Annotated in this window: 21 protein-coding genes and 1 pseudogene; 9 read left to right on the top strand and 13 right to left on the bottom strand. The window is 63.0% G+C overall.

Going from position 1 to position 23,640, the window contains the following annotated elements:
- Positions 1-67: 67 nt before the first annotated feature.
- From tagQ to RIN61_RS05290, 4 genes are all read left to right on the top strand, one after another.
- A complete protein-coding gene (gene tagQ / locus RIN61_RS05305; RefSeq protein WP_112253450.1) occupies positions 68-973 on the top strand; it encodes a type VI secretion system-associated lipoprotein TagQ in 906 nt (301 codons plus the stop codon).
- Between the two features lie 125 nt (positions 974-1,098).
- The gene (locus RIN61_RS05300) at positions 1,099-1,992 is read left to right on the top strand and encodes an Ssp4 family T6SS effector (protein ID WP_112253476.1); all 894 of its coding nucleotides are present in this window, start codon (positions 1,099-1,101) and stop codon (positions 1,990-1,992) included.
- Entirely contained in the window at positions 1,989-2,429 is a 441-nt protein-coding gene (locus RIN61_RS05295; RefSeq protein WP_112253451.1) for a hypothetical protein, read from the top strand. Before RIN61_RS05300 ends, RIN61_RS05295 begins: the two co-directional genes overlap by 4 nt.
- Before the next feature lie 29 nt (positions 2,430-2,458).
- Positions 2,459-2,920, top strand: coding sequence for a hypothetical protein (locus RIN61_RS05290; protein ID WP_112253452.1), 462 nt, complete (start codon positions 2,459-2,461; stop codon positions 2,918-2,920).
- 71 nt (positions 2,921-2,991) lie between these two features.
- Here the strand turns inward: RIN61_RS05290 and RIN61_RS05285 are convergent, their stop codons facing one another.
- From RIN61_RS05285 to RIN61_RS05250, 8 genes are all read right to left on the bottom strand, one after another.
- Positions 2,992-3,861 carry an aldose 1-epimerase gene (locus tag RIN61_RS05285; RefSeq protein WP_313856096.1) on the bottom strand — a complete coding sequence of 290 codons (870 nt, stop codon included), beginning with the start codon at positions 3,859-3,861 and terminating at the stop codon, positions 2,992-2,994.
- A 22-nt stretch (positions 3,862-3,883) separates the two neighbouring features.
- Positions 3,884-4,807, bottom strand: coding sequence for an EamA family transporter (locus RIN61_RS05280; RefSeq protein WP_112253454.1), 924 nt, complete (start codon positions 4,805-4,807; stop codon positions 3,884-3,886).
- 178 nt (positions 4,808-4,985) lie between these two features.
- Positions 4,986-6,266 carry a TRAP transporter large permease gene (locus RIN61_RS05275; RefSeq protein WP_112253455.1) on the bottom strand — a complete coding sequence of 427 codons (1,281 nt, stop codon included), beginning with the start codon at positions 6,264-6,266 and terminating at the stop codon, positions 4,986-4,988.
- The gene (locus tag RIN61_RS05270; RefSeq protein WP_112253456.1) at positions 6,267-6,794 is read right to left on the bottom strand and encodes a TRAP transporter small permease; all 528 of its coding nucleotides are present in this window, start codon (positions 6,792-6,794) and stop codon (positions 6,267-6,269) included.
- Positions 6,795-6,860: 66 nt separating this feature from the next.
- Positions 6,861-7,832 (bottom strand): TRAP transporter substrate-binding protein, encoded by a 972-nt coding sequence (locus RIN61_RS05265; RefSeq protein ID WP_112253457.1) that lies wholly within the window; start codon positions 7,830-7,832, stop codon positions 6,861-6,863.
- Positions 7,833-7,895: 63 nt separating this feature from the next.
- On the bottom strand, positions 7,896-8,777 hold the full coding sequence (locus RIN61_RS05260) for a glucurono-1,5-lactonase (protein WP_112253458.1): 882 nt from the start codon (positions 8,775-8,777) through the stop codon (positions 7,896-7,898).
- Between the two features lie 20 nt (positions 8,778-8,797).
- Positions 8,798-9,604 carry an NAD-dependent epimerase/dehydratase family protein gene (locus RIN61_RS05255; protein WP_112253459.1) on the bottom strand — a complete coding sequence of 269 codons (807 nt, stop codon included), beginning with the start codon at positions 9,602-9,604 and terminating at the stop codon, positions 8,798-8,800.
- Between the two features lie 226 nt (positions 9,605-9,830).
- The gene (locus tag RIN61_RS05250; protein WP_207879268.1) at positions 9,831-11,069 is read right to left on the bottom strand and encodes an OprD family porin; all 1,239 of its coding nucleotides are present in this window, start codon (positions 11,067-11,069) and stop codon (positions 9,831-9,833) included.
- Between the two features lie 867 nt (positions 11,070-11,936).
- Here RIN61_RS05250 and RIN61_RS05245 point away from each other — a divergent pair.
- Both RIN61_RS05245 and RIN61_RS05240 read left to right on the top strand, forming a co-directional pair.
- Complete coding sequence (locus RIN61_RS05245) at positions 11,937-12,176, top strand: type II toxin-antitoxin system RelB/DinJ family antitoxin (protein ID WP_028700126.1); 240 nt, start codon at positions 11,937-11,939, stop codon at positions 12,174-12,176.
- Positions 12,166-12,315 (top strand): annotated as a pseudogene (locus RIN61_RS05240) (type II toxin-antitoxin system RelE family toxin); the annotation flags it as partial. The gene RIN61_RS05245 and the pseudogene RIN61_RS05240, both read left to right, overlap by 11 nt.
- A gap of 804 nt (positions 12,316-13,119) precedes the next feature.
- Here the strand turns inward: RIN61_RS05240 and RIN61_RS05235 are convergent.
- The 3 genes from RIN61_RS05235 to RIN61_RS05225 form a co-directional block, all read right to left on the bottom strand.
- On the bottom strand, positions 13,120-14,370 hold the full coding sequence (locus tag RIN61_RS05235) for a ribonucleotide-diphosphate reductase subunit beta (RefSeq protein ID WP_112253462.1): 1,251 nt from the start codon (positions 14,368-14,370) through the stop codon (positions 13,120-13,122).
- A gap of 510 nt (positions 14,371-14,880) precedes the next feature.
- Positions 14,881-15,012, bottom strand: a complete 132-nt coding sequence (locus tag RIN61_RS05230; RefSeq protein WP_256474673.1) for a hypothetical protein — start codon at positions 15,010-15,012, stop codon at positions 14,881-14,883.
- A 138-nt stretch (positions 15,013-15,150) separates the two neighbouring features.
- Positions 15,151-18,030, bottom strand: coding sequence for a ribonucleoside-diphosphate reductase subunit alpha (locus RIN61_RS05225; protein WP_112253463.1), 2,880 nt, complete (start codon positions 18,028-18,030; stop codon positions 15,151-15,153).
- An 830-nt stretch (positions 18,031-18,860) separates the two neighbouring features.
- On the opposite strand from RIN61_RS05225, the gene RIN61_RS05220 reads away from it, so the two are divergent.
- Both RIN61_RS05220 and RIN61_RS05215 read left to right on the top strand, forming a co-directional pair.
- Positions 18,861-19,559, top strand: coding sequence for a response regulator (locus RIN61_RS05220; protein ID WP_085590720.1), 699 nt, complete (start codon positions 18,861-18,863; stop codon positions 19,557-19,559).
- Entirely contained in the window at positions 19,556-21,163 is a 1,608-nt protein-coding gene (locus RIN61_RS05215; RefSeq protein WP_112253464.1) for an ATP-binding protein, read from the top strand. Before RIN61_RS05220 ends, RIN61_RS05215 begins: the two co-directional genes overlap by 4 nt.
- A gap of 3 nt (positions 21,164-21,166) precedes the next feature.
- Here the strand turns inward: RIN61_RS05215 and RIN61_RS05210 are convergent, their stop codons facing one another.
- Both RIN61_RS05210 and RIN61_RS05205 read right to left on the bottom strand, forming a co-directional pair.
- Entirely contained in the window at positions 21,167-21,868 is a 702-nt protein-coding gene (locus RIN61_RS05210; protein WP_112253465.1) for a 4'-phosphopantetheinyl transferase family protein, read from the bottom strand.
- A gap of 158 nt (positions 21,869-22,026) precedes the next feature.
- On the bottom strand, positions 22,027-22,818 hold the full coding sequence (locus RIN61_RS05205; RefSeq protein WP_207879304.1) for a dienelactone hydrolase family protein: 792 nt from the start codon (positions 22,816-22,818) through the stop codon (positions 22,027-22,029).
- Positions 22,819-22,947: 129 nt separating this feature from the next.
- Between RIN61_RS05205 and RIN61_RS05200 the strand changes: the two genes are divergently transcribed.
- Complete coding sequence (locus RIN61_RS05200) at positions 22,948-23,553, top strand: outer membrane beta-barrel protein (protein ID WP_013973837.1); 606 nt, start codon at positions 22,948-22,950, stop codon at positions 23,551-23,553.
- Positions 23,554-23,640: the final 87 nt, after the last annotated feature.

The raw sequence follows: 23,640 nt of genomic DNA, 5'->3' as shown, positions 1-23,640 counted from the left end.
CTTCTGCCTGACCAACCGCGGGGTGGCATGAAGCCCCCCGTTTTAACCACCCACGTGAGAAAGTGACATGTTCAAGACCATCTTCACGGCTACCCATGCCCGTTCCGCCCTGCTGATTGCCGCCGGTTTCAGCACTGTCCTGCTGGCGGGCTGCTCCAGCTCTCCGGTGTCCAAGGTTGGTGCCACGACCAAGGTCGAGTACTACCCGAGCTGCTACCAGCCCGTGCAGCACCTGCGTTCCACCGACGGTGACATGACCCGCTCGGTTGCTACAGGCGCCGTCATCGGGGCCCTCGGCGGTGCCCTGACCGGCGCCCTGGTCGATGGCGACAACCGTGGCCGCAACGCTGCCATCGGTGCGGCGGGTGGTGCCCTGGTGGGCGGTGCGGCCGGTTACTACACCGAGCGCCAGAAGCAGATCAGCGACGACAAGCAGCGCATTGCCTCTTACGCCACCGACATCGACAAGAGCGCCGCCGACCTGGACCGCACCACGGCCTATGCCAAGGCTTCGCAAAGCTGCTACCAGCGTGAGTTCACCAGCCTGATCGAAGGCCGCAAGGCCAACCGCATCAACGACACCGAAGGGCGCAAGCGCCTGGCCGAGATCGTCTCGGGCCTGCAGGAGTCGAACAAGCTGCTGGCTACCGTCAATGGCCGCGTTGCGGAAAACCTCGACAACTACACCCAGGCCTACGAGCAGGACCTCAAGCAGGTTGGCGTGGCCCGTACCGACGTAGCGACCGTGGCTGAACCGCCGAAGGCCACCACCGGCAAGAAGAAGACCCAGGCCGTCAAGGTGAACACGAACGTGCCGCAAGAGGCGGTCGCCACCGAGAAGACCCTGCAGAAGGCCACTACCAAGAAAGCCGAGGCCCAGCAGGTGGCCAATGCTGGCGTCGACCAGGTCAACAAGATGTGCCGCAGCCCCGACATGGGTGACTGGGCGCCGGTGCCTTGCCCGAACGTGTAACCCACGCTCCGTTGCGCTTGCGCCGGTGCACGTGCTGCTCTCGGCAGGTCGCCTGACCTGCACGGGGCATGCGTGGGCCGGCGCAGCGGCTTTTCGAAACAAGGAGAGTTGTCGTGACCGATCTGATGTCCGGCGTCCTGGGCGGCTACCAGCAGCAAATGGCCCGTCAACGGCTGCTGTTGACTGTCGACCAACAGAAGCTGTTCAGGGCTATCGATGCCGACCCGGGTATCGTTGGTGCTGGTGTTGTCTATATCGATGCCCAGTACAACGTGATTGTCCTGCGCGAATTCAAGCCTATCTGCAGCATTGCGCCCAAGCGTGTGATTCTGCAGGAGGCACCCCCATACAAGTCGCCTGAACAGTTCATGACCCAGCTGCAAACCGGCGCGCGTGAGCGCAAGGTGATGGCAGAGGCCGTGAACGCCAGTTTGGGTTGCCTTTCCGCCTATCTTGGCTGGGTCGTCATGTTCAGCGGCACCATTGCTGTACCCTTCACTGGCGGCGCCAGCATGGTGTTGACGGCGGTCGGTTATGCCGCCGCAGCTGCGGGTACCGGGCAGTGCATGATGGGCGGGTACCGGGTATTCAACGAAGTGTTCGACCCTGGGCAGAACGACTGGCTCGACAGTAATGACACGGTCCAGACAGTGATGAGCATACTCGACGGCGTAGCGCTGGCAGGTGTGGGTGCATCGAGCCTGAACACCGTGCGTTTCCTGCAGGCTCGCAAAGCGGCGACCGGCAAGGGCTGGAGAGAGCTGTTCCATAGTCTGTCCCGGCAGCAACGCAAGGCCTTGGCCGAGGAACTGCTGCTCATCAAGCATCCGTCGCTCACCGCCAAGCAGCTCAAGCTGAAGCAGGCGGCGGGTACCGCGATCAAGCGTTTCACCCCTACCGAAATTCAGCACGCCACGCGTACCCTGATCAAGGACTCGATAGGCGGCCTATCGGGTTTTGCCAGCAGTAGCTTTGTGCAGTCGGTTGCCGTGGGGCTTTACGAGGAAGTTGACGAATGACCCAGGGCCAGGAACTGAAGGCATTTCTTTCCCGCTACTTCGGCGTGTTCATCGCCGAGTTCATGCTGTCCTGCTTTGCCATTGGCGGCTGTGTTTCACTGGTGTTCTCCACCTGGCTGCGCAGCCCGGACCGATCGCTGTCGGTGCTGGTCCTGGCGCTGGCAGGGGCGCTGAGCGTCGCCTCGCATATCGCCATGGTGCGGGGTTATGCCTGGGGCGTGCGCGGGCTGGTCGGCCTGAACGGGCTGGCCGTGCTGGCCGCGTTGCCCAGCTACGCTTACCGGCCGCACATGGGCGGCTACGTCTCGGTATTGCTGTTCGGGCTGCTGGCCTTGCTGGTGATCAATAGCCAGCGCTACCGGGAAATGCGCGTGCGCCTGGTGGGCTACCGAGAAACGCGCAGGGCCAACCACCAGGCGGCGAAAGCTGGCAAATGATGGCTTGGCTGATGTAACGAGGCTTCTGGATGAATTTGCGCCGAATGCGTAGCGGGTTCGCTGCTTTGCTGTTGCCCTTGCTCGTTGCCTGCAACGGGCACAAGGTCGAACGCGTCGTGGTTTATGAGAACAACGTCCATCACTGGCGCATCGAGCATGTGGTGGAGCAGAACTGGCCGGTGGGGCCTCGACAGTACTATGAGGTGTTTCTCAAGGACCGCTTGCTGATCCTGCCTGCCAGTGTTTTCAATGACGAGCGCGACATTCGCGAATTCGTTGCTGCGGGCGGTTTCGACATCAGCAACTGGCGCAATGACACGATCATCGTGGCGTTCGAGAACGTGCAAAAGCGCGAAGGCGGCAACGAGCATTTTGTCCGCACGCTGATGATCACCCCGGAGTACAAGGAAGGGGAGGTGATACTGACGGATATGGCGAACCATCTGCAGATCGTGGTGCAGCGGGTGGAGCCGGCTGATGAGGGGAAATAGCCTTTGGGCTGTCTGAACAGTAACTAGCTGCGCATGGCACCGGCTCAAACCGCTCCCAGAGGGCACCCCGGTTACAAAGCCCGATATTGAATCCTGAACGCCAGGCTCATCATTTGCCCACGCTGCAACAACCGCAACCCCGGCCGCCCCGGCAGGTGATGCGCATTGACCGGGTGGCTAACCGGCTCAAAGCAGAAAAAACCCTGCCCCTGAGGGCAGAACAGCAAGAAGTGCTCAGCCCCGCTGGCGCTACATGCCAACCGATACCCGGCTCCCGGCTGTTCGATCACACACGTCCCCGGCCAGCCACTGAAGGCGTGATCAACCACCGTTTCGGGCAGGCTGGCCAGCGTTGCAAAACTCCACTGTTCAGGTACTTCGGCCTGGTACGACGGCAAGCGCCCATCCTCGGCCAGCCAGACCTTGCGTGCCGCTGCATACAGCCTGGTATCGGGATAGCGTGGAAAGTAAGGGTGCAGCCCCAGCCCATACCAGTTAGCCGATTCCTCCAGGTGCGTTACATGCAGGCCCAGGTTCAGGCAACCCTCTTGCAAATGCACATCCAGGGTGGCGTGGTAGGCAAACGGTACGGAACTGTCCAGCGTCAGTTGCGCACGCCGTTCACTGTAGTGCACCACCTGCCAGGCCTGCTGCCAGGCGCTGCCATGAATCGGGTAAGGGTCATGCGCGGTATTTGGCGCCAGAGCCTGCCAACCCTCGGGCCGGGCAAAGCCGCCTTCGGCGATACGGTTGGACCACGGCGCCAGCGGGTAGCAGGCTAGCCGTCGCGGCGTACCGCTGGCCAGCGCGTCGTGGTCGGAATGACGCAGCAGCGCCTGCCCGGTCGCCTTGACCTGCCAGTTGACCAGGCTGGCGCCCAGTTCCGGGGCCAGGCTCAGGCGGGTCAGGCGGTCCTGCAGGTGCAGTTCGGTCACAGCCATTCAAGGCTCCTTTGAAAAAGCGTCAGGCGGGGCGCCGGTAAGTGAGCAGCACGATGCCGCACACCACCACGGCACCGCCGAGCAGTTGCAGGGTACCCAGCTGCTGGCCGAGCAGGGCCCAGCCAAGCAGCAAGGTCGCGACAGGTTCGACGTTCATGACCGGCGCGTTCTGTGCCATGTTCAGCCGCGGCACGCAGACAAACAGCAAGGTGAAGGCCAGGCCATACAGCACCACCAGGCTCGCCAGCGCCGCCCAGCCGCTGCTGCTGCCCGGCAGCGACAAGCCGGACGGCATTACGCCGCTTGCGCCTGCGACCAGCATGCTGGAAAACACGATCAGCAGCGTCAGCAGGCTGCGCACCGGGCCGCGCACGGCGGCCAGCTTGTGGTCGGTGATCCACAAGGCGCAGGCAAAGGCACAGGCGGCGCCGAAGGCCAGGCCGACACCCAGCGCCCAGTGCGGGTTGGCATCGCTGCTGTCGGCCAGGCGTGCCGGCACGTCCAGCGCCAGTACCAGGCCGCACAGGATCAGGCCCATGAACAGCACGGTGCGGCCAGTGGGGCGTGCTCCACCCAGCGCCCAGGTGAGCAGTGCCAGCAGCATCGGGAAGGTGTTGCCCACCAGCAGCGCCAGGGCCACCGGAATGCGCGCCACCGCCGAGTACAGGCACAGGCTCTGGGTGGCGATCAGCAGGCCGAGCAACAACTGCCAGCGGCGAGTGCCGGCGGGCAGGGCCAGGGCCTGGCGTTGCCATAGCAGCAGGCTGGCCAGGACCAGAAACGTGATGCCCGAGCGGCAGAGGATGGCCAGCAACACGCCGGTGCCGTCATCGAAGGCGATCCGTGCGGCGATGTGGTTACCGGCGAAGGAGCAGGCCAGCAAAGCCAGCAGGGCGATGGCCAGCTTGCGTGGGAACAGGGGGATAGCAGAGGAGGGGACAGCCATGTGCAGGATCCGTTTGCAGATAGATTTTCCAGCCGCATCACGGTCGTTGTAGGAGCGGCCTTGTGTCGCGATGGGCCGCAAAGCGGCCCCAGCACTATCAGCATCAACGCCGAAATCCTGGGGCCGCTTTGCGGCCCATCGCGACACAAGGCCGCTCCTACAGGGACCGCAAGTGCAGTTACAGCACCACGCTAGGCAGCCACAGCGAGATGGCCGGGATGTAGGTTACCGCCATCAACACCAGGAACAGCGCCAGGTAGAACGGCAGCATCGCCTTCACCGTCGATTCGATGCTCACCTTGCCAATTGCCGAGCCGACGAACAACACAGCCCCCACCGGCGGCGTTACCAGCCCGATCCCCAGGTTCACCAGCATGATCATGCCAAAGTGCACCGGGTCCACGCCGATACCGGTTATCACCGGTAGCAGGATCGGCGTAAGAATCAGGATCAGCGGTGCCATGTCCATGACCGTGCCCAGCAGCAATAGCATGAAGTTGATGCACATCAGGATCACATAGCGGTTGTCCGACAGGGTCAGAAACGCCGTGGTGATCTTCGACGGAATCTGCATCAGCGTCATCACGTAGCCAAAGCTTGCAGCGAAGCCGATCAGGATCATCACGATCGAGATGGTGCGTACCGTGCGGTGCATCAGCTTGGGCAGGTCGCGCCACTTGTAGTCGCGGTAGACGAACATGGTCACGAAGAACGACCACACCACCGCCACGGCTGCCGATTCGGTCGCGGTGAACACCCCGCTGAGGATGCCACCGAGGATGATGACCATGGCCATCAGCCCCCACAGTGCTTCACCGGCGATCTTCAGCGCCTGGCGCATCGGGATCACTTCGCCCTTGGGGTAATTGCGCTTCTTGGCGAACAGCAGGCACAGGCCCATCATCACTGCGCTTAGCAGCAAACCGGGCATCACCCCGGCCATGAACAGCGAGGCAATCGATACCGTGCCGCCTGCCGCCAGCGAGTACAGCACCGAGTTGTGGCTGGGCGGGGTCAGCAGCGCCTGTACCGAGCCGCTGACGGTCACTGCGGTGGAAAACTCGCGCGGGTATCCCCTGCGCTCCATCTCCGGGATCAGTACCGAACCCACCGACGCGGTGTCGGCTACCGACGAGCCGGAAATCGCCCCGAAGAAGGTCGAGGCCATGATGTTGACCAGCGACAGCCCGCCGCGCACGAAGCCCACCAGCACACCGGCAAACGCCACCAACCGGCGTGACATGCCGCCTTCGGCCATGATCGCGCCGGCCAGGACGAAGAACGGAATCGCCAGCAGCGAGAACTTGTTAACCCCACTGGCCACCTGGATCATCATCGCCTGCAGTGGGATGTCGATCCACCAGGCTCCGATCAGCGCCGACAGGCCCAAGGCATAGGCCACCGGCATGCCCAGCAGGATGAGAGCGATGAAACTGCCCAACAGAATGAACGCATCCATTTATGCCGCCCCCTCGTTTTCTTCCAGCTGGTCGAAGCGCACCACCTTGCGATGGCTCTGGTCGCCCAGCAGCAGTTTCTCCAGCACGAACACCAAAGTCAGCACGCCGCCGACCGGGATCGGCGCGTAGGTCATGCCCACCCGCACCCCCGGCAACGACGCCAGAAACTGGTTCCAGGTGGTGATGCACAGCTTGCTGCCGTAATAGGTCATGAACACGCACACCAGGATCATCAGCAGTTGCACCAGCAGCGCCACCAGTTGGCGCTGCTGCGCTGGCAGGCGGTCGGTGATCATCGCCACCGCCATATGCGCCCCGGCACGGTAACTGGCCGCTGCGCCGACGAAGGTGAACACCACCATCAGCAAGATCGCCACGGGTTCCGGCCAACTGGCGCCAGTGCCGAGCACGTAGCGGGCGAAGATGCCCCAGGGAATGATCAGCGACATGGTCAGGATCGACAGGCCGGCAACCCAGATACAGGCGCGGTACAGCGTGTCGTTGGCACGTAGAAAGAGGTTTTTCATCGGCATCACCAAAGCGGCAGGGCGGCGGGCGCCGCACTGCCGGGGTCGTTCAGGAAGGGGCCGCGATTACTGGACGGCGTCGATACGTTTCATCAGGTCGGCGTACTGCGCACCGTATTTTTCGCGGACCGAAGCGGTAGCTTCGTAGAACGGCTTCTTGTCGACGGTGATGAACTCGACACCGGCGGCCTTGAGCTTCTCTTCGCTGGCGGCGGACTTGGCGTCCCACAGCGCGCGCTCCTCCATCTGCGCCTCACGCGCGACCTTCTTCACCAGCACCTGCTGCTCGGGGGTGAGCTTGTTCCAGGTGGTCTTGGACATCACCACCGGCTCCGGCAGGATCAGGTGGCCGGTCAGGGTGTAGTACTTGGCGCTCTGGAAGTGGTTGTGCTCGAGCAGGGTTGGCGGGTTGTTTTCGGCGCCGTCGATCACCCCGGTCTGCAGGGCGCTGAAGATTTCCCCGGTGTCCATGGCGATGCCATTGCCGCCCATGGCGTTCATCATGTCGATGAACAGCGGGTTGCCCTGCACGCGAATCTTCATGCCCTTGAGGTCTTCCAGGCTGCGCACCGGCTTCTTGGTGTAGATGCTGCGCGAGCCACCATCCATCCAGGCCAGGGCCACCAGGTTGAAGTCGGAGTTGGTGATCTTGTCGAGGATCTCCTGGCCTATCTCGCCGTCGATGATCTTGCGCATGTGGTCATGGTCGCGGAACACGAACGGCATGTTGAACACGTTCACATCCGGTACCACCGGGCCGACGATACCCAGGCTGACGCGGGTCATCTGCACGGCGCCAACCTGCGCCTGTTCGATCACTTCCTTTTCCGAGCCCAGCACGCCGCCCGCGAACATCTTGAAGGTGATATCGCCATTACTGGCATCTTCGAGCTTTTTACCCATGTTCTGCTCGGCGACCACGGTCGGGTAGCCGGCGGGGTGGATTTCGGCGAACTTGATGTCCAGGGCCGAGGCGGGCATGGCCACGCTGAAGGCGAACGGGAGAACGGCAAGAAGCAGCTTGCGTTTGAACGTCATGATGAAACTCCGTGGTTTTTATTATCCGGTTTCGAGCGTGCAAGTGTGGTGGTGGATGGGGGCTTAGCCCCGGTAGACAGGTTCCTCCAGGCCCTTGGTGCCAGGGTTGAGGGCAAATACCCCGCCAGCCAGTGGCTGGTCGCCGAGGTCGATGCCCGAGGGGCGGATCGAGGTGATGTACAGGGTGTCGAGGCAGGCGCCGCCGAAGGCACACATCGCCGGCTTTTTCACCGGCACGCTGAGCGAGCGGTCGAGTCGGCCATCTGGGGTGAATCGGTGGATCTGCCCGGCGTCGTTGCCGCAGACCCAGTAGCAGCCATCCTGGTCCATGGCGGCGCCGTCGGGGCGGCCGGGGTGGCTGCGCATGTCGACGAACAGCCGCTGGTTGTGCGGGGTGCCGCTGTCGATGTCGTAGTCGAACGCCCAGACCTTTTGCACATCGGGGTGTGAATCGGACAGATACATGCGCTTGCCGTCGGGGCTGAAGGCCAGGCCGTTGGGCACGATCATGCCGCCCTGCTGCAGGTGCAGCCGACCTTCGCCGTCATGCCGGTACAGCGCGCCGACATGCGCGCCTTGCTGCATGTCCAGCAACATGGTGCCGGCCCAGAAGCGGCCCTGGCGGTCGCAGCGGCCATCGTTGAAGCGCATGCCAGCCTGGGCATGCTCCACGCTGCTGAGCAAACGGCTATCCAGGCTGCCATCTGCTTTGGCCTGCAGCTGGAAGATGCCACTTTCCATACCCGCCACCCAGCCGTCACCGCTGCGGGCGATGCAGGCTAGCATCTCGTCGCCTTGCCAGACCCGGTGGGTGCCATCGGCCGCCTGCCAGCGGTGCAGCTGGCGGGCGGGAATGTCGACCCAGTACAGGGCCTGTTCGCTTGGGTGCCAGACGGGGCTTTCGCCGGTGCTGTTGCGGGCGTCGACAATCAGTTCGCAGTTCATGGCCGTGCCTCCCCCCAAGGTCAGTTGAACGGGCCGGCCACGGCGAAGGCACCGCCCTGATAGACCATGCTCGGGTCGTCGGCAGCGAGCGCCGGCTGGGCTTCCACGGCGGCGCGGAAGGGTTCGGAGCTGTCCTTTGGCACGTAGCCCAGGTGCTCGGCATGGCGGTTGTCCCACCACACGGTGCGGTTGTCGGAGGCGCCGTAGACGATGGTGTGGCCAACGTCGGGCGTGAACAGCCCGCGCTCGATCAGTTGCACCAGGTCGTCATAGCTCAGCCAGGTGCAAAGCATCCGCCGGTTCTGTGGTTGCGGGAACGACGAGCCAATGCGGATGCTGACGGTCTCGATGCCGTAGCGGTCGAAGTAGAAGCTGGCAACATCCTCGCCGTAGCACTTGGACAGCCCGTAATAGCTGTCCGGGCGGCGTGGTGAATGGGCGTCGATGCGCTCATCCTGGCGGTAGAAACCGATGGTGTGGTTGGAACTGGCGAAGATGATGCGTTTCACGCCATGCTTGCGTGCTGCCTCGTAGATGTGGAACACGCCGCAGATGTTAGGGCCGAGGATCTCTTCGAAGGAGTGCTCGGTGGACACGCCGCCGAAATGGATGATGGCGTCCACGCCTTCGACCAAGGCATGTACTGCAGCCTTGTCGGCCAGGTCGCAGGTGATGACCTCTTCATGCGGACCTGCGGCAGGTGCCATGGGGCTGATGTCAGAAAGGCGCAGGACTTCGGCGTAGCCTTGCAGGCGTTCGCGAAGGACCTTGCCCAGGCCGCCTGCGGCTCCAGTGAGCAGCAGGCGATTGAGGGGAGTAGTGGTCATGGCCAGCTCTTGTTGTAAGTTGTTGTAGGTTGTCGTATGACTGCGGTGAATATTGGCGGTGGTTCTGGTGGTTGTCAATGAGGCATGCACAGCCCTCGACGGGTTACGCGGTCTCTTGTGGGAGCGGGCGCGCCCGCGAACACCGGCGTAGCCGGTGCCATGCACCGAGTTGCCGGCTTCGCGGGCATGCCCGCTCCCACAGGGATCGCGTTCGCCTCGCCCTTGGTTACAGCAACGACAACGGATAGTTGAAGATCAACCGGTTCTCATCAAACTCGTTATTGCTGTAATCCCGACGAATCGAGGAATTGCGCCATTTCACACTCAAATCCTTGAACGCCCCGCTCTGGATCACATACGCCAGTTCCGTCTCACGCACCCACTCCTTGCCATCAGTCACCACCCCGCTGTGCACATCGCGCCCGCTGATATAGCGGTTCATCAAGGTCAGCCCCGGCACCCCGACGGTGACGAAGTTGAAGTCATGGCGCAGCTGCCACGAGCGCTCGTTGGCGTTGTCGAAGCTGGAGTTGTAACTGTCGTTGGCCAGGGTGCCGCCACTGGTGCCGTTGACCCGCATCCAGGTATCGCCATCGACTTTCTGCAGCCCGACCCAGAAAGTGCTGCCACCATACTTGGCCGAGAACATTCCCGAGTAAGTCTTGTTGTCCAGCTCGCCAGCGCGTTTGGCGCCATCGTCATCGCCATTGAAGTAGCCCAGGTTGGCGCCCAGGGTCCAGCCACCCACCGGCTGACTGTGGCTCAGTTGCAGGTACTGTTGCTGGTACACATCCTTCAGCGCCGCATTCCACAGCCCGACCAGGGTGCGGTCCTGATTGAACTTGTACTCGCCACCAACAAAGTTGAAGCGGTCCGACACGCCACCGCCGTAGCTCATGTCGTCCATGCTGGCGTCGTTGCGCGGGCTGTTGCCGCGGAACTGCCCGCCATACAAGGTCAGCCCGGCAATCTCGTTGGACGTGACCTGCCCGCCACGGAACGTCTGTGGCAACGAACGCCCATCGTCCGAGCGCAGAATCGGAAGCACCGGCATCCACTCACCGATCTTCAGTTCTGTTCTGGAGATGCGTGCCTTGCCCGCCACTGCCAGGCGCCCATAGTCATCGGCCGGCTTGCCATCGTCATGGCGCGGCAACAACGCCGTGCCATAGGTACCGCCACCGCCATCCAGCTTGACCGACCACAGCCCCAGTACATCCACGCCGAAGCCGATCGGCCCCTCGGTGAACCCCGAGCGGGCGTCGAGGATGAAGCTTTGCGTCCATTCCTCGGCCTTGCTTTGCGGGTTGCTCGGGTTGGTGAAGTTGCGGTTGATGTAGAAGTTGCGCAGGCCGAGGGTGGCCTTGCTGTCCTCGACAAAACCCGCCGCCAGGCTGGTACCTGGCAAGCCGGCGATAACCCCGGCGCCAAGCAGCGCGAAGGGCAGGGTATGGCAGATCTTCATTATTGTTATGCTCCCGAAGGGTATGGCAGCCCGTCCACCGGGCACGCGCAAGCGGCCTGCGGCAGGGGCGGGTAAGTAACGGGCCGGTCAGGGCCAGGGGTGAATGCGCAGTAACCGGGCGCTAGGTACTCGAGGGGGTACACCAGCAGGCCGTGGGAAGAGACAGACGTGGGTGCAGCGGGATGAGTGTCGACATGGGTTCGTCCACTGATTGTTGTTTTTGTTATGTGTTGTCGTACAACTAGGGGCGATTATTAGCAAGGGTGAGAGGGACTGTCAACGCATAATGGCCTGGTGATTAAAGGCAAGATCCCCGTAAATTAACGCGTAGAGGCTCTATCGCGCACTCTGTAAAGAGATACGATGACAGCTGTTTTGCAAGCAAACCGGACACAGGATTTTCAAATCAACCCGACTTGGCAGTGGACCGCGCCGCTCCCCTGCGCTATCTTCAAGTCAGGCCTCGCCCTCGACCACGTAGACTGGCATGTCTAGTCCCGGCATCCTCGTTGGTGCCGTACCCCCTTGTCGGCGTGGGCGGGGCCCCTTTTTACGGCGCGCTTGACCGGATGAGATCGAGCGATTGGCCCCCGCTGTTTACCAACCCTCAAAAAGCGCCCATTGCGCTTTTTTCGTTTAAGGCCCTGGCGGATTCTTGCCGGCAACTGCCACACAAATTCCCAGTGATACGCGATCCCATGTAGGAGCGGCCTTGCGTCGCGAAAGGGCCGCAAAGCGGCCCCGGCGATGGCACAGGCTATGGGATTTTTGCGCAGCTATTGCCACTGCTGGCACAAATATCGCTATTGCAGAGCCACCAATACCAGTGCATTGTAATGACAAACGTCTTTACCTGAGGGCGAAGCCATGGCTTCCATCAACATCCGCGTCGACGACGATCTCAAAGCCCGCGCCTACAAAGAGCTTGAGCGCTTGGGCGTAACCCCCTCCGAGCTCATGCGGCAGGCGCTTCAATATGTAGCCGAGCGGGGAAAGCTACCCTTCCGACCGGTCCTGATGACCGAGGAAGATGAAGACCTCATCGCCACCGTACAAGAGCGGCTTGCTTCTCCGCAGCGCGTGAGGGTGCAGCTGGATGACCTATAGCCTCGACTTCGATTCCCGTGCATTGAAGGAGTGGAAGAAGCTGGGCGATACCGTGCGTCAGCAGTTCAAAAAGAAACTGGCGGAGGTTCTGCTGAATCCTCGGGTTGAAGCCAATCGCCTTCACTCGCTACCAGACTGCCTTTAAGGAAATCGCCTAGGTATTTGGACTGCGCTTGCGAGCAAGGCACTCAATTCCCAAGCGAGACGCAGACTCTGTGGGAGCGGGCGCGCCCGCGAAGCAGGCGACGCGGTGTATGGCACCGGCTGCGCCGGTGTTCGCGGCCACGGCCGCTCCCACAGGTCCAGCATGAGCCCGAAGCCAGCGCAGTCCCTGTGGGAGCGGGCGCGCCCGCGAAGCAGGCGACGCGGTGTATGGCACCGGCTGCGCCGGTGTTCGCGGCCACGGCCGCTCCCACAGGTACAGCGTGATCCCGAAGCCAGCGCAGTCCCTGTGGGAGCGGGCGCGCCCGCGAAGCAGGCGACGCGGTGTATGACACCGGCTGCGCCGGTGTTCGCGGCCACGGCCGCTCCCACAGGTACAGCGTGATCCCGAAGCCAGCGGAGTACCTGTGGGAGTGGGTTCACCCGCGAAGAGGCCCGCCCAGGCAAACCCGCCGCTTAAACCCCATGCAACCGCAGCGCCCGCTGCGCACACTCCCGCCAACTCAACCTGCGCTTCTGCACCGGCCCCAGCGGGTCCACCTCCCCAGCCAGCACCACCGGCATATCCCGCATCCTCACCCAAGGCTCACTCTGCCAATACAACAACGTCGCGCTCCGCCCCCCAGGCCAGCACATCTGCCCCAGTCGCGGGACATCCTCCACCCCGTTCTGCGTTCAAAGTGACAACGGTAAAAGTTGTAGGATGCTTCCTGTTCTGCCATTCCCCTGCCAATAAAAAAGGCTGCCAATCGGCAGCCTTCTCGATGCTCAGCCCGGACGATCAATCCCAGCTCAACGCCCCACCAGTCTGATACTCGATCACACGCGTCTCAAAGAAGTTCTTCTCCTTCTTCAAGTCCATGATCTCGCTCATCCACGGGAACGGGTTGGTGGTCCCCGGGTACTCTTCCTTCAGGCCAATCTGGGTCAGGCGACGGTTGGCGATGAACTTGAGGTAGTCCTCCATCATCGCCGCGTTCATGCCCAGTACCCCGCGTGGCATGGTGTCACGGGCGTATTCGATCTCCAGCTGGGTCCCTTGCAGGATCATCTGGGTCGCTTCTTCCTTCATCGCCGCGTCCCACAGGTGCGGGTTCTCGATCTTGATCTGGTTGATCACGTCGATACCGAAGTTCAGGTGCATCGACTCGTCACGCAGGATGTACTGGAACTGCTCGGCGACGCCGGTCATCTTGTTGCGGCGGCCCATGGACAGGATCTGGGTGAAGCCGCAGTAGAAGAAGATGCCTTCCAGCACGCAGTAGTAAGCGATCAGGTTGCGCAGCAGCTCTTTGTCGGTTTCGACGGTGCCGGTGTTGAATTCCGGATCGGAGATGGCGCGGGTGTACTTCAGGCCCCAGGCGGCTTTCTTCGCGACCGACGGGATCTCGTGGTACATGTTGAAGATCTCGCCTTCATCCATGCCCAGCGACTCGATGCAGTACTGGTAGGCGTGGGTGTGGATCGCCTCTTCGAAGGCCTGGCGCAGGATGTACTGGCGGCACTCCGGGTTGGTGATCAGGCGGTACACGGCCAGGGCCAGGTTGTTGGCTACCAGCGAGTCGGCGGTGGAGAAGAAGCCGAGGTTGCGCATGACGATGCGGCGCTCGTCCTCGGTCAGGCCGTCCATGCTCTTCCACAGGGCGATGTCGGCGGTCATGTTGACCTCTTGCGGCATCCAGTGGTTGGCGCAGCCGTCCAGGTACTTCTGCCAGGCCCAGTCGTACTTGAACGGTACCAGCTGGTTGAGGTCGGCGCGGCAGTTGATCATGCGCTTTTCGTCAACACGCACGCGGGCGCCGGAGCCTTCCAGCTCGGCCAGGCCTTCGGCGATGTCGAGGTCGTTCAGGGCAGCCTTGGCGCGCTTGACGGCGTCGGAGTCGTCGGCGGTGGCGGCACGGGCTTCCAGGGCGGCGGCACCACCGGCGCTGTCGAGCTTGTCGAGGGTGGCGGCGGCAGTGGCCTGCGCAGGGGTGTTGCCTTTGGCGGCTACTTCGCCGTCTTCCTTGTCGAATTCGTCCCAGCTCAGCATGGTTTGGCTCCTGCTTGAGGGTCGCCCTGGGGCAACCGGTTGGATTTTAAGAATGTGATGCCTGACGCAAGGCCGTAACGGCGAATGGACAGCTCGAGAGGCTGACTCTCGTTTACATCTGGTGTGTTCTGGCTTGTACCTGGCCAGGCCTTCGCGAGGGGCCAGGGACAATTGATAGGTGCCCTTTTCAGAGGGGGCGAAGTATACCGGAATTCGCCTTCGATCGGGGCGCGTGTCTGGCGGGCGAGGGTAACTTTTTCGACCGGTCTGGCGTGCGTCCGTTCACGAAGTCTTGTGTAGTTTTCTACGGGAGGAGAGTTTAGCGCTAACCTATATGTTGTGCCAGTTTAAATTTGAAGGCACACCATATGGTGTTTTTATGGGTTTTCGTGTTGCCTGGCCTGGCCTCATCGCCGGCAAGCCAGGTCCCACAGATATCGCGCCAGGCCGGAGGGCGATGCAGTACCTGGGGGAGCTGGCTTGCCGGCGATGAGGCCAGGTCAGTAACCACTAGCTACGTGGGTTGTGCAGCGTTTCGACAATGTGAGTCTTGGGGTGCTTGCGGGCCTGTTCCACCGAAGTGAAGCGGCCGGTTTCCGCATTGCGACCAATCTTGCGAGTTGCCAGTTTTTTCCGCGCCATGGTTACGTCCTTTGCTGGAGAGGTCCTGTTCTTTTACCGAGCTGCGCGAGCAGTGGGCAAAGGGCAAGGCTTCTCCGTGGCGCAGATGCAAAAATGCCGCGCAGGGCACCCATGGGCACCCTGCGCGGCATTCAGGTCTTACTGGCAGGCTTCGCAGTCAGGCTCGTCGATCGCGCAGGCCTTCGGCACTGGCGCAGGGCCGGCTGCCTGGACCGGGGCGCTGTCGCCACCGCTGGAAACGGCGTTGAGCTTGCCGGTGTTGATGGTCGACTTCTCGGTGCTGGTCGCGGCCAGGGCACGGAGGTAGTAGGTGGTCTTCAGACCACGGTACCAGGCCATGCGGTAGGTCACGTCCAGCTTCTTGCCCGAAGCGCCGGCGATGTACAGGTTCAGCGACTGGGCCTGGTCGATCCACTTCTGGCGACGCGAGGCGGCATCGACGATCCACTTGGTCTCGACTTCGAACGCGGTGGCGTACAGGTCCTTCAGCTCTTGCGGGATACGCTCGATCTGCTGCACCGAACCGTCGTAGTACTTCAGGTCGTTGATCATGACCGAGTCCCACAGGCCACGGGCCTTCAGGTCGCGGACCAGGTACGGGTTGATCACGGTGAACTCGCCCGACAGGTTCGATTTCACGTACAGGTTCTGGTAGGTCGGCTCGATGGACTGCGAAACGCCGGTGATGTTGGCGATGGTCGCGGTCGGCGCGATGGCCATGATGTTCGAGTTGCGAATACCTTTCTTGACGCGCTCGCGCACCGGGGCCCAGTCCAGGGACTCTTCCAGGTTGACGTCGATGTACTTGGCGCCACGGGCCTCGATCAGGATCTGTTGCGAATCCAGCGGCAGGATGCCCTTGGACCACAGCGAACCCTGGAAGGTCTCGTACGCACCGCGCTCGTCAGCCAGGTCGCAGGACGCCTGGATGGCGTAGAAGCTGACCGCTTCCATCGACTTGTCGGCGAACTCGACCGCAGCATCGGAGCCGTACGGAATGTGCTGCAGGTACAGCGCATCCTGGAAGCCCATGATGCCCAGGCCGACCGGGCGGTGCTTGAAGTTCGAGTTACGCGCTTGCGGCACCGAGTAGTAGTTGATGTCGATCACGTTGTCGAGCATGCGCACGGCGGTGTTCACGGTGCGTTGCAGCTTGGCGGTGTCCAGCTTGCCGTCGACGATGTGGTTCGGCAGGTTGATCGAGCCCAGGTTGCAGACCGCGATCTCGTCCTTGTTGGTGTTCAGGGTGATCTCGGTGCACAGGTTCGAGCTGTGGACCACGCCCACGTGCTGCTGCGGCGAACGCAGGTTGCACGGGTCCTTGAAGGTCAGCCATGGGTGGCCGGTCTCGAACAGCATCGACAGCATCTTGCGCCACAGGTCTTTGGCCTGGATGGTCTTGAACACCTTGATCTTGTTGTACTCGGTCAGGGCTTCGTAGTACTCGTAGCGCTCTTCGAAGGCCTTGCCGGTCAGGTCGTGCAGGTCTGGCACTTCCGAAGGCGAGAACAGGGTCCACTTGCCGTCATCGAAGACACGCTTCATGAACAGGTCAGGGATCCAGTTGGCGGTATTCATGTCGTGGGTACGACGACGATCATCACCGGTGTTCTTGCGCAGCTCGATGAACTCTTCGATGTCCAGGTGCCAGGTTTCCAGGTAGGCACACACGGCGCCCTTGCGCTTGCCACCCTGGTTGACGGCAACGGCGGTGTCGTTGACCACTTTCAGGAACGGAACCACGCCCTGGGATTTGCCGTTGGTGCCCTTGATGTAGGAGCCCAGTGCACGCACAGGGGTCCAGTCGTTGCCCAGGCCACCGGCGAATTTCGACAGCATGGCGTTGTCGTGGATCGCGTGGTAGATGCCCGACAGGTCGTCCGGCACGGTGGTCAGGTAGCAGCTGGACAGCTGCGGGCGCAGGGTGCCGGCGTTGAACAGGGTCGGGGTCGAGGCCATGTAGTCGAAGGACGACAACAGGTTGTAGAACTCGATCGCACGGGCTTCCTTGTCTTTCTCTTCCAGCGCCAGGCCCATGGCCACACGCATGAAGAATACCTGTGGCAGCTCGAAGCGCACGCCATCCTTGTGGATGAAGTAGCGGTCGTACAGGGTCTGCAGGCCCAGGTAGGTGAATTGCTGGTCACGCTCGTGGTCGATGGCCTTGCCCAGACGCTCCAGATCGTAGCCTTTCAGGGCCGGGTCCAGCAGCTCGAACTCGACGCCTTTGTCGACGTAGGCCGGCAGGGCCTTGGCGTACAGGTCGGCCATTTCGTGGTGGGTGGCGCTCTCGGCCACGTTCAGGAAGCCCAGGCCTTCGGCGCGCAGGGTGTCCATCAGCAGGCGGGCGGTGACGAACGAGTAGTTCGGCTCGCGCTCGACCAGGGTACGGGCGGTCATCACCAGGGCGGTGTTGACGTCCTTGATGGCCACGCCGTCGTACAGGTTCTTCAGGGTTTCGCGCTGGATCAGCTCGCCGTCGACTTCGGCCAGGCCTTCACAGGCTTCGCTGATGATGGTGTTCAGGCGGGCCATGTCGAGCGGCGCCAGGCTGCCGTCGGCCAGGGTGATGCGGATGCTCGGGTGCGGCTCGACCACGGCGTCGGCGTTGCTGCGGGTAGCACGCTCCTTGGCACGCTGGTCGCGATAGATCACGTAGTCACGGGCGACTTTCTGCTCGCCGGCGCGCATCAGGGCCAGTTCGACCTGGTCCTGGATTTCTTCGATGTGGATGGTGCCACCCGATGGCATGCGACGCTTGAACGTGGCGGTGACCTGCTCGGTCAGGCGCGCGACGGTGTCGTGGATGCGCGACGAAGCAGCGGCGGTGCCGCCTTCAACTGCGAGGAACGCCTTGGTGATGGCCACGGTGATCTTGTCGTCGGTATAGGGGACGACAGTGCCGTTACGCTTGATCACACGCAGTTGGCCGGGAGCGGTGGCGGCCAGATCCTGGTTGGAATCGGCGGCCTGCGGCACCTTGGCCTGCGGGTTCTCGCGAGTTGTGTCGGTTTGCATGGGTGGGTGTCTCCACAGTTTCTATATTGTTCAGGCGCCTTTTGGGCGCCCACCGTTCCGTCCACTTGCTCGATGGCCTGGCGGGGATGGGCAATGCATGCGCATCCGCCCGCGCGGGCGTACCAACTTCGGGACAGACTCAGGAATAAGGGCAATTGGCTCGCCGCTCCCTGGCCGAAGTCAAAGGTTCTGGGCCGGGCCCAAAAACTGTTGCTGATGGATGCCAGGCCTGGCCTGTAGCACCCATACCCGAACAAGGCCCTGGAAGGGCTTGCCTCGGTCGCCTCCGCAGGAGCGGTTTGGCTGCTGGAATCACTTGAAGTTCACCCGGAAAATCGCTTGATTTTGCGGGTTGACTTTTGTGTGTGATTTTGCACGAACCCCTATATCTAGTGGTTCGCTGCGATCGGGATACAAGATAATGCGGTATCGGGGGCTTTGCAAGGCGGAGCCCCTGTGGATAACTTGTGCGTACTTTGTGAGTGAATGGTGGGTATTCGCTGTAGGCCTTGTGCCAAGTGGTTTGCAGTATTTTTCTGCGTCCTGCTGCCCCTGGGCAGAATTTTTCGGGCGCGAACCCTATCACAAAAAACGGTTCAGTCGAGGGGCTGCCGGGCGGCTTGGCAGTGCCGGGGGCGGGACGTAGTATCCGAAGTAGATGTTGCCTTTTGGTTAAAGGGTCATGTTTCCTGCACCGGCCCTTTCGCCGGTGAACCCGCTCCCACAGGTATTGCACAGGCTTCGAAAGCGGCTCGGTTCCTGTGGGAGCGGGCGAGCCCGCGAAGGGGCCGGTACAGGCCACAGAAAAACAACAAACAAAGGCACAAGCCATGGACCACCCCGCACCCCGCATCCTCATCGTCGAAGACGACCAGCGCCTGGCCGAGCTCACCGCCGAGTACCTGCAGGCCAACGGCTACGAAGTCAGCGTCGAAGGCGATGGCGCTCGCGCCGCGCGGCGCATCGTCGACAGCCAGCCCGACCTGGTCATTCTCGACCTGATGCTGCCCGGCGAGGACGGCCTGAGCATCTGCCGCCGGGTGCGCAGCCAGTACCCGGGCCCGATCCTCATGCTGACCGCCCGCAGCGATGAACTGGACCAGGTCCAGGGCCTGGACCTGGGGGCCGATGACTATGTCTGCAAACCCGTACGCCCACGCCTGCTGCTGGCACGCATTCAGGCCCTGCTGCGCCGCAGCGAAGCACCGGACAGCAAGCGCCAGGACCTGGCCTTCGGCGCGCTGCGCATCGACAATCGCCTGCGCGAGGCGCGCCTGGGCGAACAGCTGATCGAGCTGACCGGCGCCGAATTCGACCTGCTCTGGCTGCTGGCCAGCAACGCCGGGCGGGTGCTGACGCGCGAGCAGATCTTTACCGCGCTGCGTGGCGTCGGCTACGACGGCCAGGACCGCTCCATCGACATACGCATCTCCAGGATCCGCCCAAAGATCGGCGACGACCCGCTCCAGCCAAGGCTGATCAAGACCCTACGCAGCAAGGGCTACCTGTTCGTCGGCGAAGCCCCATGAACAACTCCATCTTCCTGCGCATCTATGGCGGCATGCTGGCCGTGCTGGTGCTGGTGGCCCTGCTCGGGGTGCTCAGCCTGCACCTGGTCAACGAAGTGCGTGCCGCGCAGCACCGAGAGGGCCTGGCCCAGGGTACGTTCAGCCTGATGGCCGACAACCTGGCGCTGCAGAACGACACCGAGCGCAAGCGCTCGCTGCTGATCTGGGAGCGCCTGCTCGGTGTGCCGCTGGCGCTGCAACCGATGACTGCGCGCACACTCGATGGCGGCCAGCGGGCGCGCCTGTACCGCGGCCTGGTGGTGGTGGAGAAGACCGGCCCGCATGCAGCCCAGGTGTTGCGCAAGGTCGGCCAGCAAGACCTGATGCTGGTAGCGCAGATCAAACAGATCAGCGAGCAACTGGCGCGGGCCACCCTCTATCTGCTGGCCGACGAACTGGTGCGCTATCCGGTGACCGAACAGCAACAGCGCCTGGCACAGATCAAGAAAGAAAAGGGCTTCGGCTTTGGCGTGGCCCTGCAGCGCATCGAGCGGGTGAGCCTGGATGATGACCAGCGGCGCCGGGTCGAGGAAGGCGACACGGTCATGGCCCTGGGCAAGGATGGTGACTCGATCCGCGTGTTCGCCGGGCTGGCTGGTTCGCCGTGGGTGCTGGAAATCGGCCCGCTGCACCAGCTCAACCCCTATCCGCCGCAGTTGCTGATCCTGATCACCTTTCTTGGCCTGTGCCTGATCGGCTTGGTGGTCTACCTGCTGGTACGCCAACTGGAGCGGCGCGTGTCGGGCCTGGAGATTGCCGCTACGCGCATCGCCCAGGGCAGCCTGGATACCCGTGTGCCGGCCGACGATGCCGACTCGGTGGGGCGCCTGGCCGCGGCTTTCAATGGCATGGCCGAGCACCTGCAACGCTCGCTGACCATGCAGCGCGAGCTGGTGCGGGCGGTTTCCCATGAGCTGCGCACGCCGGTGGCACGCCTGCGCTTTGGCCTGGAGATGATCGAAAGTGCCACCACCGAGCAGGCTCGGGCCAAGCACCTGGCGGGCATGGACGGCGATATCCAGGACCTCGACAAGTTGGTCGACGAGATGCTCACTTACGCCCGCCTGGAGCAGGGCGCACCGGCGCTGAAGTTCGAGCGTGTCGACCTGGATGCCTTGCTCGACCGCGTGATCGAAGAGCTCGCGCCGCTGCGTGCCGAGGTACGGGTTGTGCGCGGTGAGTGCCAGGGTGCCGATGGCGAAGGCGCCTGGGTCGAGGCCGAGCCGCGCTACCTGCACCGGGCCCTGCAGAACCTGGTGGGCAACGCCATGCGCCATGCCGAGGCCGAGGTGCGCCTGAGCTACCAGTTGGGGCAGCAACGCTGCCGCATCGATGTGGAGGATGACGGCCCGGGGATACCCGAGGGTGTCTGGGACCGTATTTTCACACCGTTCACTCGCCTCGACGACAGCCGTACACGCGCCTCGGGCGGGCATGGCCTGGGCCTTTCGATTGTGCGGCGGATCATCTACTGGCACGCGGGCCGGGCCACGGTGGGGCGCAGCGCCGCGCTGGGCGGTGCCTGCTTCAGCCTGAACTGGCCACGGCAGCAAGCGCCGTTGTGACGGTCAGGCGCTGACCAGGCTGAGCAGATGGCCGTCCTGCAGGCAGAACTGGCCCTGCAGCTCGGCGCCATGCCGCCACTGCGGCGACAGGTCGGTGAGCAGGCGCAGGCGGGCCAGGCCTTCGGCAGACCAGTCCAGCACTTCGGCGTGTTCGAAGTAGAAACGCTGGCGGGTCAGCGGGTAGAGCGTCTTGAACAGGCTTTCCTTCAGCGAGAAGGTCAGGGTGACTGCAAGGCCGAGCTGGCGGCGGTCCAGGCGCTCGAGCTCGGGCGGGGTGAGGATTTCACCCATCAGCCGCTCGGCACGCTGGTCATCCAGCAGTGCTTCCTGGTCCAGGCCCAGGCCCTGGCAACTGCCCTCGGCAGCGACTACGGCGGCCGCCCAGCCTTTGCCGTGGGTGATCGAGCCGTGAATGCCGGCGGGCCAGACGGGCGAGCGGTCCTCGTGCGTACCCGGTACGTAGTCACGGCCGTCCAGGCGCTGCAGCGCGGCACGGGCGCAAACCCGGCCGGCCAGGTACTCGGCTTGGCGCTTGGCCACCGAGCGTTGCAGGCTGGCAGTGGGCACCACGCCGGTGCGCTGGAAGTCGTCGGGCGCCAGGCGCGTCGGATCGAAGGCGCAACTGACCAGCACCGCGCCAGGTAGTGGGCGGGGTAGGGGCCAGTGGTACTGGAGGGGGGCGCAGCAGGCAGGGAGTGTGTTCATGGGGCTATTGTGCCAGCCGCAGCGGTGGTGTGGGAGGTGGAATAGCTGGGGCTGCTTTGCAGCCCATCGCGACACAAGGCCGCTCCTACACAAAGCGACGCAGTACCTGTAGGAGCGGCCTTGTGTCGCGATGGGCCGCAAAGCGGCCCCGGTAATCCCTACTTGAACACCTTCTTGAAGAACGCCTGCATGTCCGCCCAGGAGCGTTCATCCGCGGCCTTGTTGTAGCCGATATCCGGCCCGCCATGCTCGCCGTGGCTCAAGCGGTCCGCGTCCGGGTTGGTAAATCCGTGCTTGGCACCGTCGATACTGACGAACTGATAGTTGACCTTGGCCGCATCCATCTCGGCCTTGAACGCCTCCACCTGCTGCGGGGTAACCATGCTGTCCGCCGCACCATGTTCGACCAGGATATCCGCGCGAACCACCCCAGGCCTGGCCGGGGTCTGGGTAGCCAGCGCGCCATGGAAGCTCACCACGCCGTCGAGTTTTTCGCCGCGGCGTGCGGCATCCAGCACCACCTTGCCGCCGAAGCAGTAGCCGACAGCGCCCAGTTGATGCTTGTTGGTGTTCGGCTGCAGTTTCAGCAGTTCGAGGCCGGCATCGAAGCGCCGCGCAGCCGCTTTCGGGTCTTTCAGCGCTTCTGTCATGAATGCCTGGGCATCGGCAGGGTGTTCGGTTTGCTTGCCGTCGCCATACATGTCGATGGCCAGCGCGTTGTAGCCCAGCGCCGCGAGGTCACGGGCGCGGCGCTTGGCGTAGTCGTTCAGCCCCCACCATTCATGCACCACGACAATGCCGGGGCGCTTGCCTTCGACAGCGTCGTCATAGGCGTAGTAGCCGACCAGGCGATTGCCGTCGGCGTCCTGGTAGGGGATCTCGCGGGTTTGTACCGCCGCTTGGGCGAGGGCGGCGCTGCACATCAGGGTCAAGGCCAGCAGGGCACGCATGGTCACTACTCCTTGTTCTGCAAACGGTTCGTTCAGCCAGGGTTCAGCCAGGGTTCAGGCGCGGTTCAGGGTGCCCTGCTTACTCTAGCTTCCAGACCGAAACAGCGCACCCAACTGGAGTATCCAGCCATGAAAACCTTCAACACCCTGCTTGCCGCCATGGCCGTCTGCGCCGCTGGCATCACCACTGCCCAGGCCGCTGATGACAACTTCGCCAGCCTGACCTACGGCCAGACCAGCGACAAGGTTCGCAAGTCCGGCCTGCTGCAGCGCAACACCGACCACCTCAACGCCGACGGCATCATCGGCAAGGACGACACCTGGGGCGTGCGAGTGGGCAAGATCAATGATCAGGGCCGCTACTACATGACTTACGACAATGTCTCGGGCGACCACAGCGGCCTGAAGCTGCGCCAGGAAAACCTGCTGGGCAGCTACGACCTGTTCCTGCCGGTGGGTGATACCACCAAGCTGTTCGGCGGCGGCAGCCTGGGCGTGACCAAGCTGACCCAGGACTCGCCGGGCGCCAGCCGGGATACCGACTACGGTTACGCGTATGGCCTGCAGGCCGGCGTGATCCAGGACATCACCGACAAGGCTTCGGTGGAGCTGGGCTACCGTTACCTGCGTACCAACGCCGCCACCGAAGTGGGTGCGCACGGCGGGCCGAAGGACGGCACCCTGCGCCTGACCAGCAGCGCGCAGACCTACCTGGCTGCAAGCTACAAGTTCTGACGGGCGAGCCGGGTTATCCTGTACCGGCCTCTTCGCGGCTGAAGCCGCTCCCACAGGTACCGCACAGTTCTTGAAACCTGTGCGATT

Origin of the sequence: Pseudomonas inefficax (genome assembly GCF_032164165.1) — a bacterium.
GTDB classification, from domain to species: domain Bacteria; phylum Pseudomonadota; class Gammaproteobacteria; order Pseudomonadales; family Pseudomonadaceae; genus Aquipseudomonas; species Aquipseudomonas inefficax.
This window is presented reverse-complemented; position numbering and strand designations above follow the sequence as displayed.

Excerpts from the sequence above, each read along its gene's own strand:
- RIN61_RS05200 (WP_013973837.1), top strand. The coding sequence starts at position 22,948 with ATGAAAACCTTCAACACCCTGCTTGCCGCCATGGCCGTCTGCGCCGCT.
- RIN61_RS05225 (WP_112253463.1), bottom strand. The coding sequence starts at position 18,030 with ATGCAAACCGACACAACTCGCGAGAACCCGCAGGCCAAGGTGCCGCAG.
- RIN61_RS05275 (WP_112253455.1), bottom strand. The coding sequence starts at position 6,266 with ATGGATGCGTTCATTCTGTTGGGCAGTTTCATCGCTCTCATCCTGCTG.
- RIN61_RS05270 (WP_112253456.1), bottom strand. The coding sequence starts at position 6,794 with ATGAAAAACCTCTTTCTACGTGCCAACGACACGCTGTACCGCGCCTGT.
- RIN61_RS05205 (WP_207879304.1), bottom strand. The coding sequence starts at position 22,818 with ATGCGTGCCCTGCTGGCCTTGACCCTGATGTGCAGCGCCGCCCTCGCC.
- RIN61_RS05265 (WP_112253457.1), bottom strand. The coding sequence starts at position 7,832 with ATGACGTTCAAACGCAAGCTGCTTCTTGCCGTTCTCCCGTTCGCCTTC.
- RIN61_RS05250 (WP_207879268.1), bottom strand. The coding sequence starts at position 11,069 with ATGAAGATCTGCCATACCCTGCCCTTCGCGCTGCTTGGCGCCGGGGTT.
- RIN61_RS05210 (WP_112253465.1), bottom strand. The coding sequence starts at position 21,868 with ATGAACACACTCCCTGCCTGCTGCGCCCCCCTCCAGTACCACTGGCCC.
- RIN61_RS05295 (WP_112253451.1), top strand. The coding sequence starts at position 1,989 with ATGACCCAGGGCCAGGAACTGAAGGCATTTCTTTCCCGCTACTTCGGC.
- RIN61_RS05260 (WP_112253458.1), bottom strand. The coding sequence starts at position 8,777 with ATGAACTGCGAACTGATTGTCGACGCCCGCAACAGCACCGGCGAAAGC.
- tagQ (WP_112253450.1), top strand. The coding sequence starts at position 68 with ATGTTCAAGACCATCTTCACGGCTACCCATGCCCGTTCCGCCCTGCTG.
- RIN61_RS05285 (WP_313856096.1), bottom strand. The coding sequence starts at position 3,861 with ATGGCTGTGACCGAACTGCACCTGCAGGACCGCCTGACCCGCCTGAGC.
- RIN61_RS05290 (WP_112253452.1), top strand. The coding sequence starts at position 2,459 with ATGAATTTGCGCCGAATGCGTAGCGGGTTCGCTGCTTTGCTGTTGCCC.
- RIN61_RS05280 (WP_112253454.1), bottom strand. The coding sequence starts at position 4,807 with ATGGCTGTCCCCTCCTCTGCTATCCCCCTGTTCCCACGCAAGCTGGCC.
- RIN61_RS05220 (WP_085590720.1), top strand. The coding sequence starts at position 18,861 with ATGGACCACCCCGCACCCCGCATCCTCATCGTCGAAGACGACCAGCGC.
- RIN61_RS05235 (WP_112253462.1), bottom strand. The coding sequence starts at position 14,370 with ATGCTGAGCTGGGACGAATTCGACAAGGAAGACGGCGAAGTAGCCGCC.
- RIN61_RS05215 (WP_112253464.1), top strand. The coding sequence starts at position 19,556 with ATGAACAACTCCATCTTCCTGCGCATCTATGGCGGCATGCTGGCCGTG.
- RIN61_RS05230 (WP_256474673.1), bottom strand. The coding sequence starts at position 15,012 with ATGGCGCGGAAAAAACTGGCAACTCGCAAGATTGGTCGCAATGCGGAA.
- RIN61_RS05255 (WP_112253459.1), bottom strand. The coding sequence starts at position 9,604 with ATGACCACTACTCCCCTCAATCGCCTGCTGCTCACTGGAGCCGCAGGC.
- RIN61_RS05300 (WP_112253476.1), top strand. The coding sequence starts at position 1,099 with ATGTCCGGCGTCCTGGGCGGCTACCAGCAGCAAATGGCCCGTCAACGG.
- RIN61_RS05245 (WP_028700126.1), top strand. The coding sequence starts at position 11,937 with ATGGCTTCCATCAACATCCGCGTCGACGACGATCTCAAAGCCCGCGCC.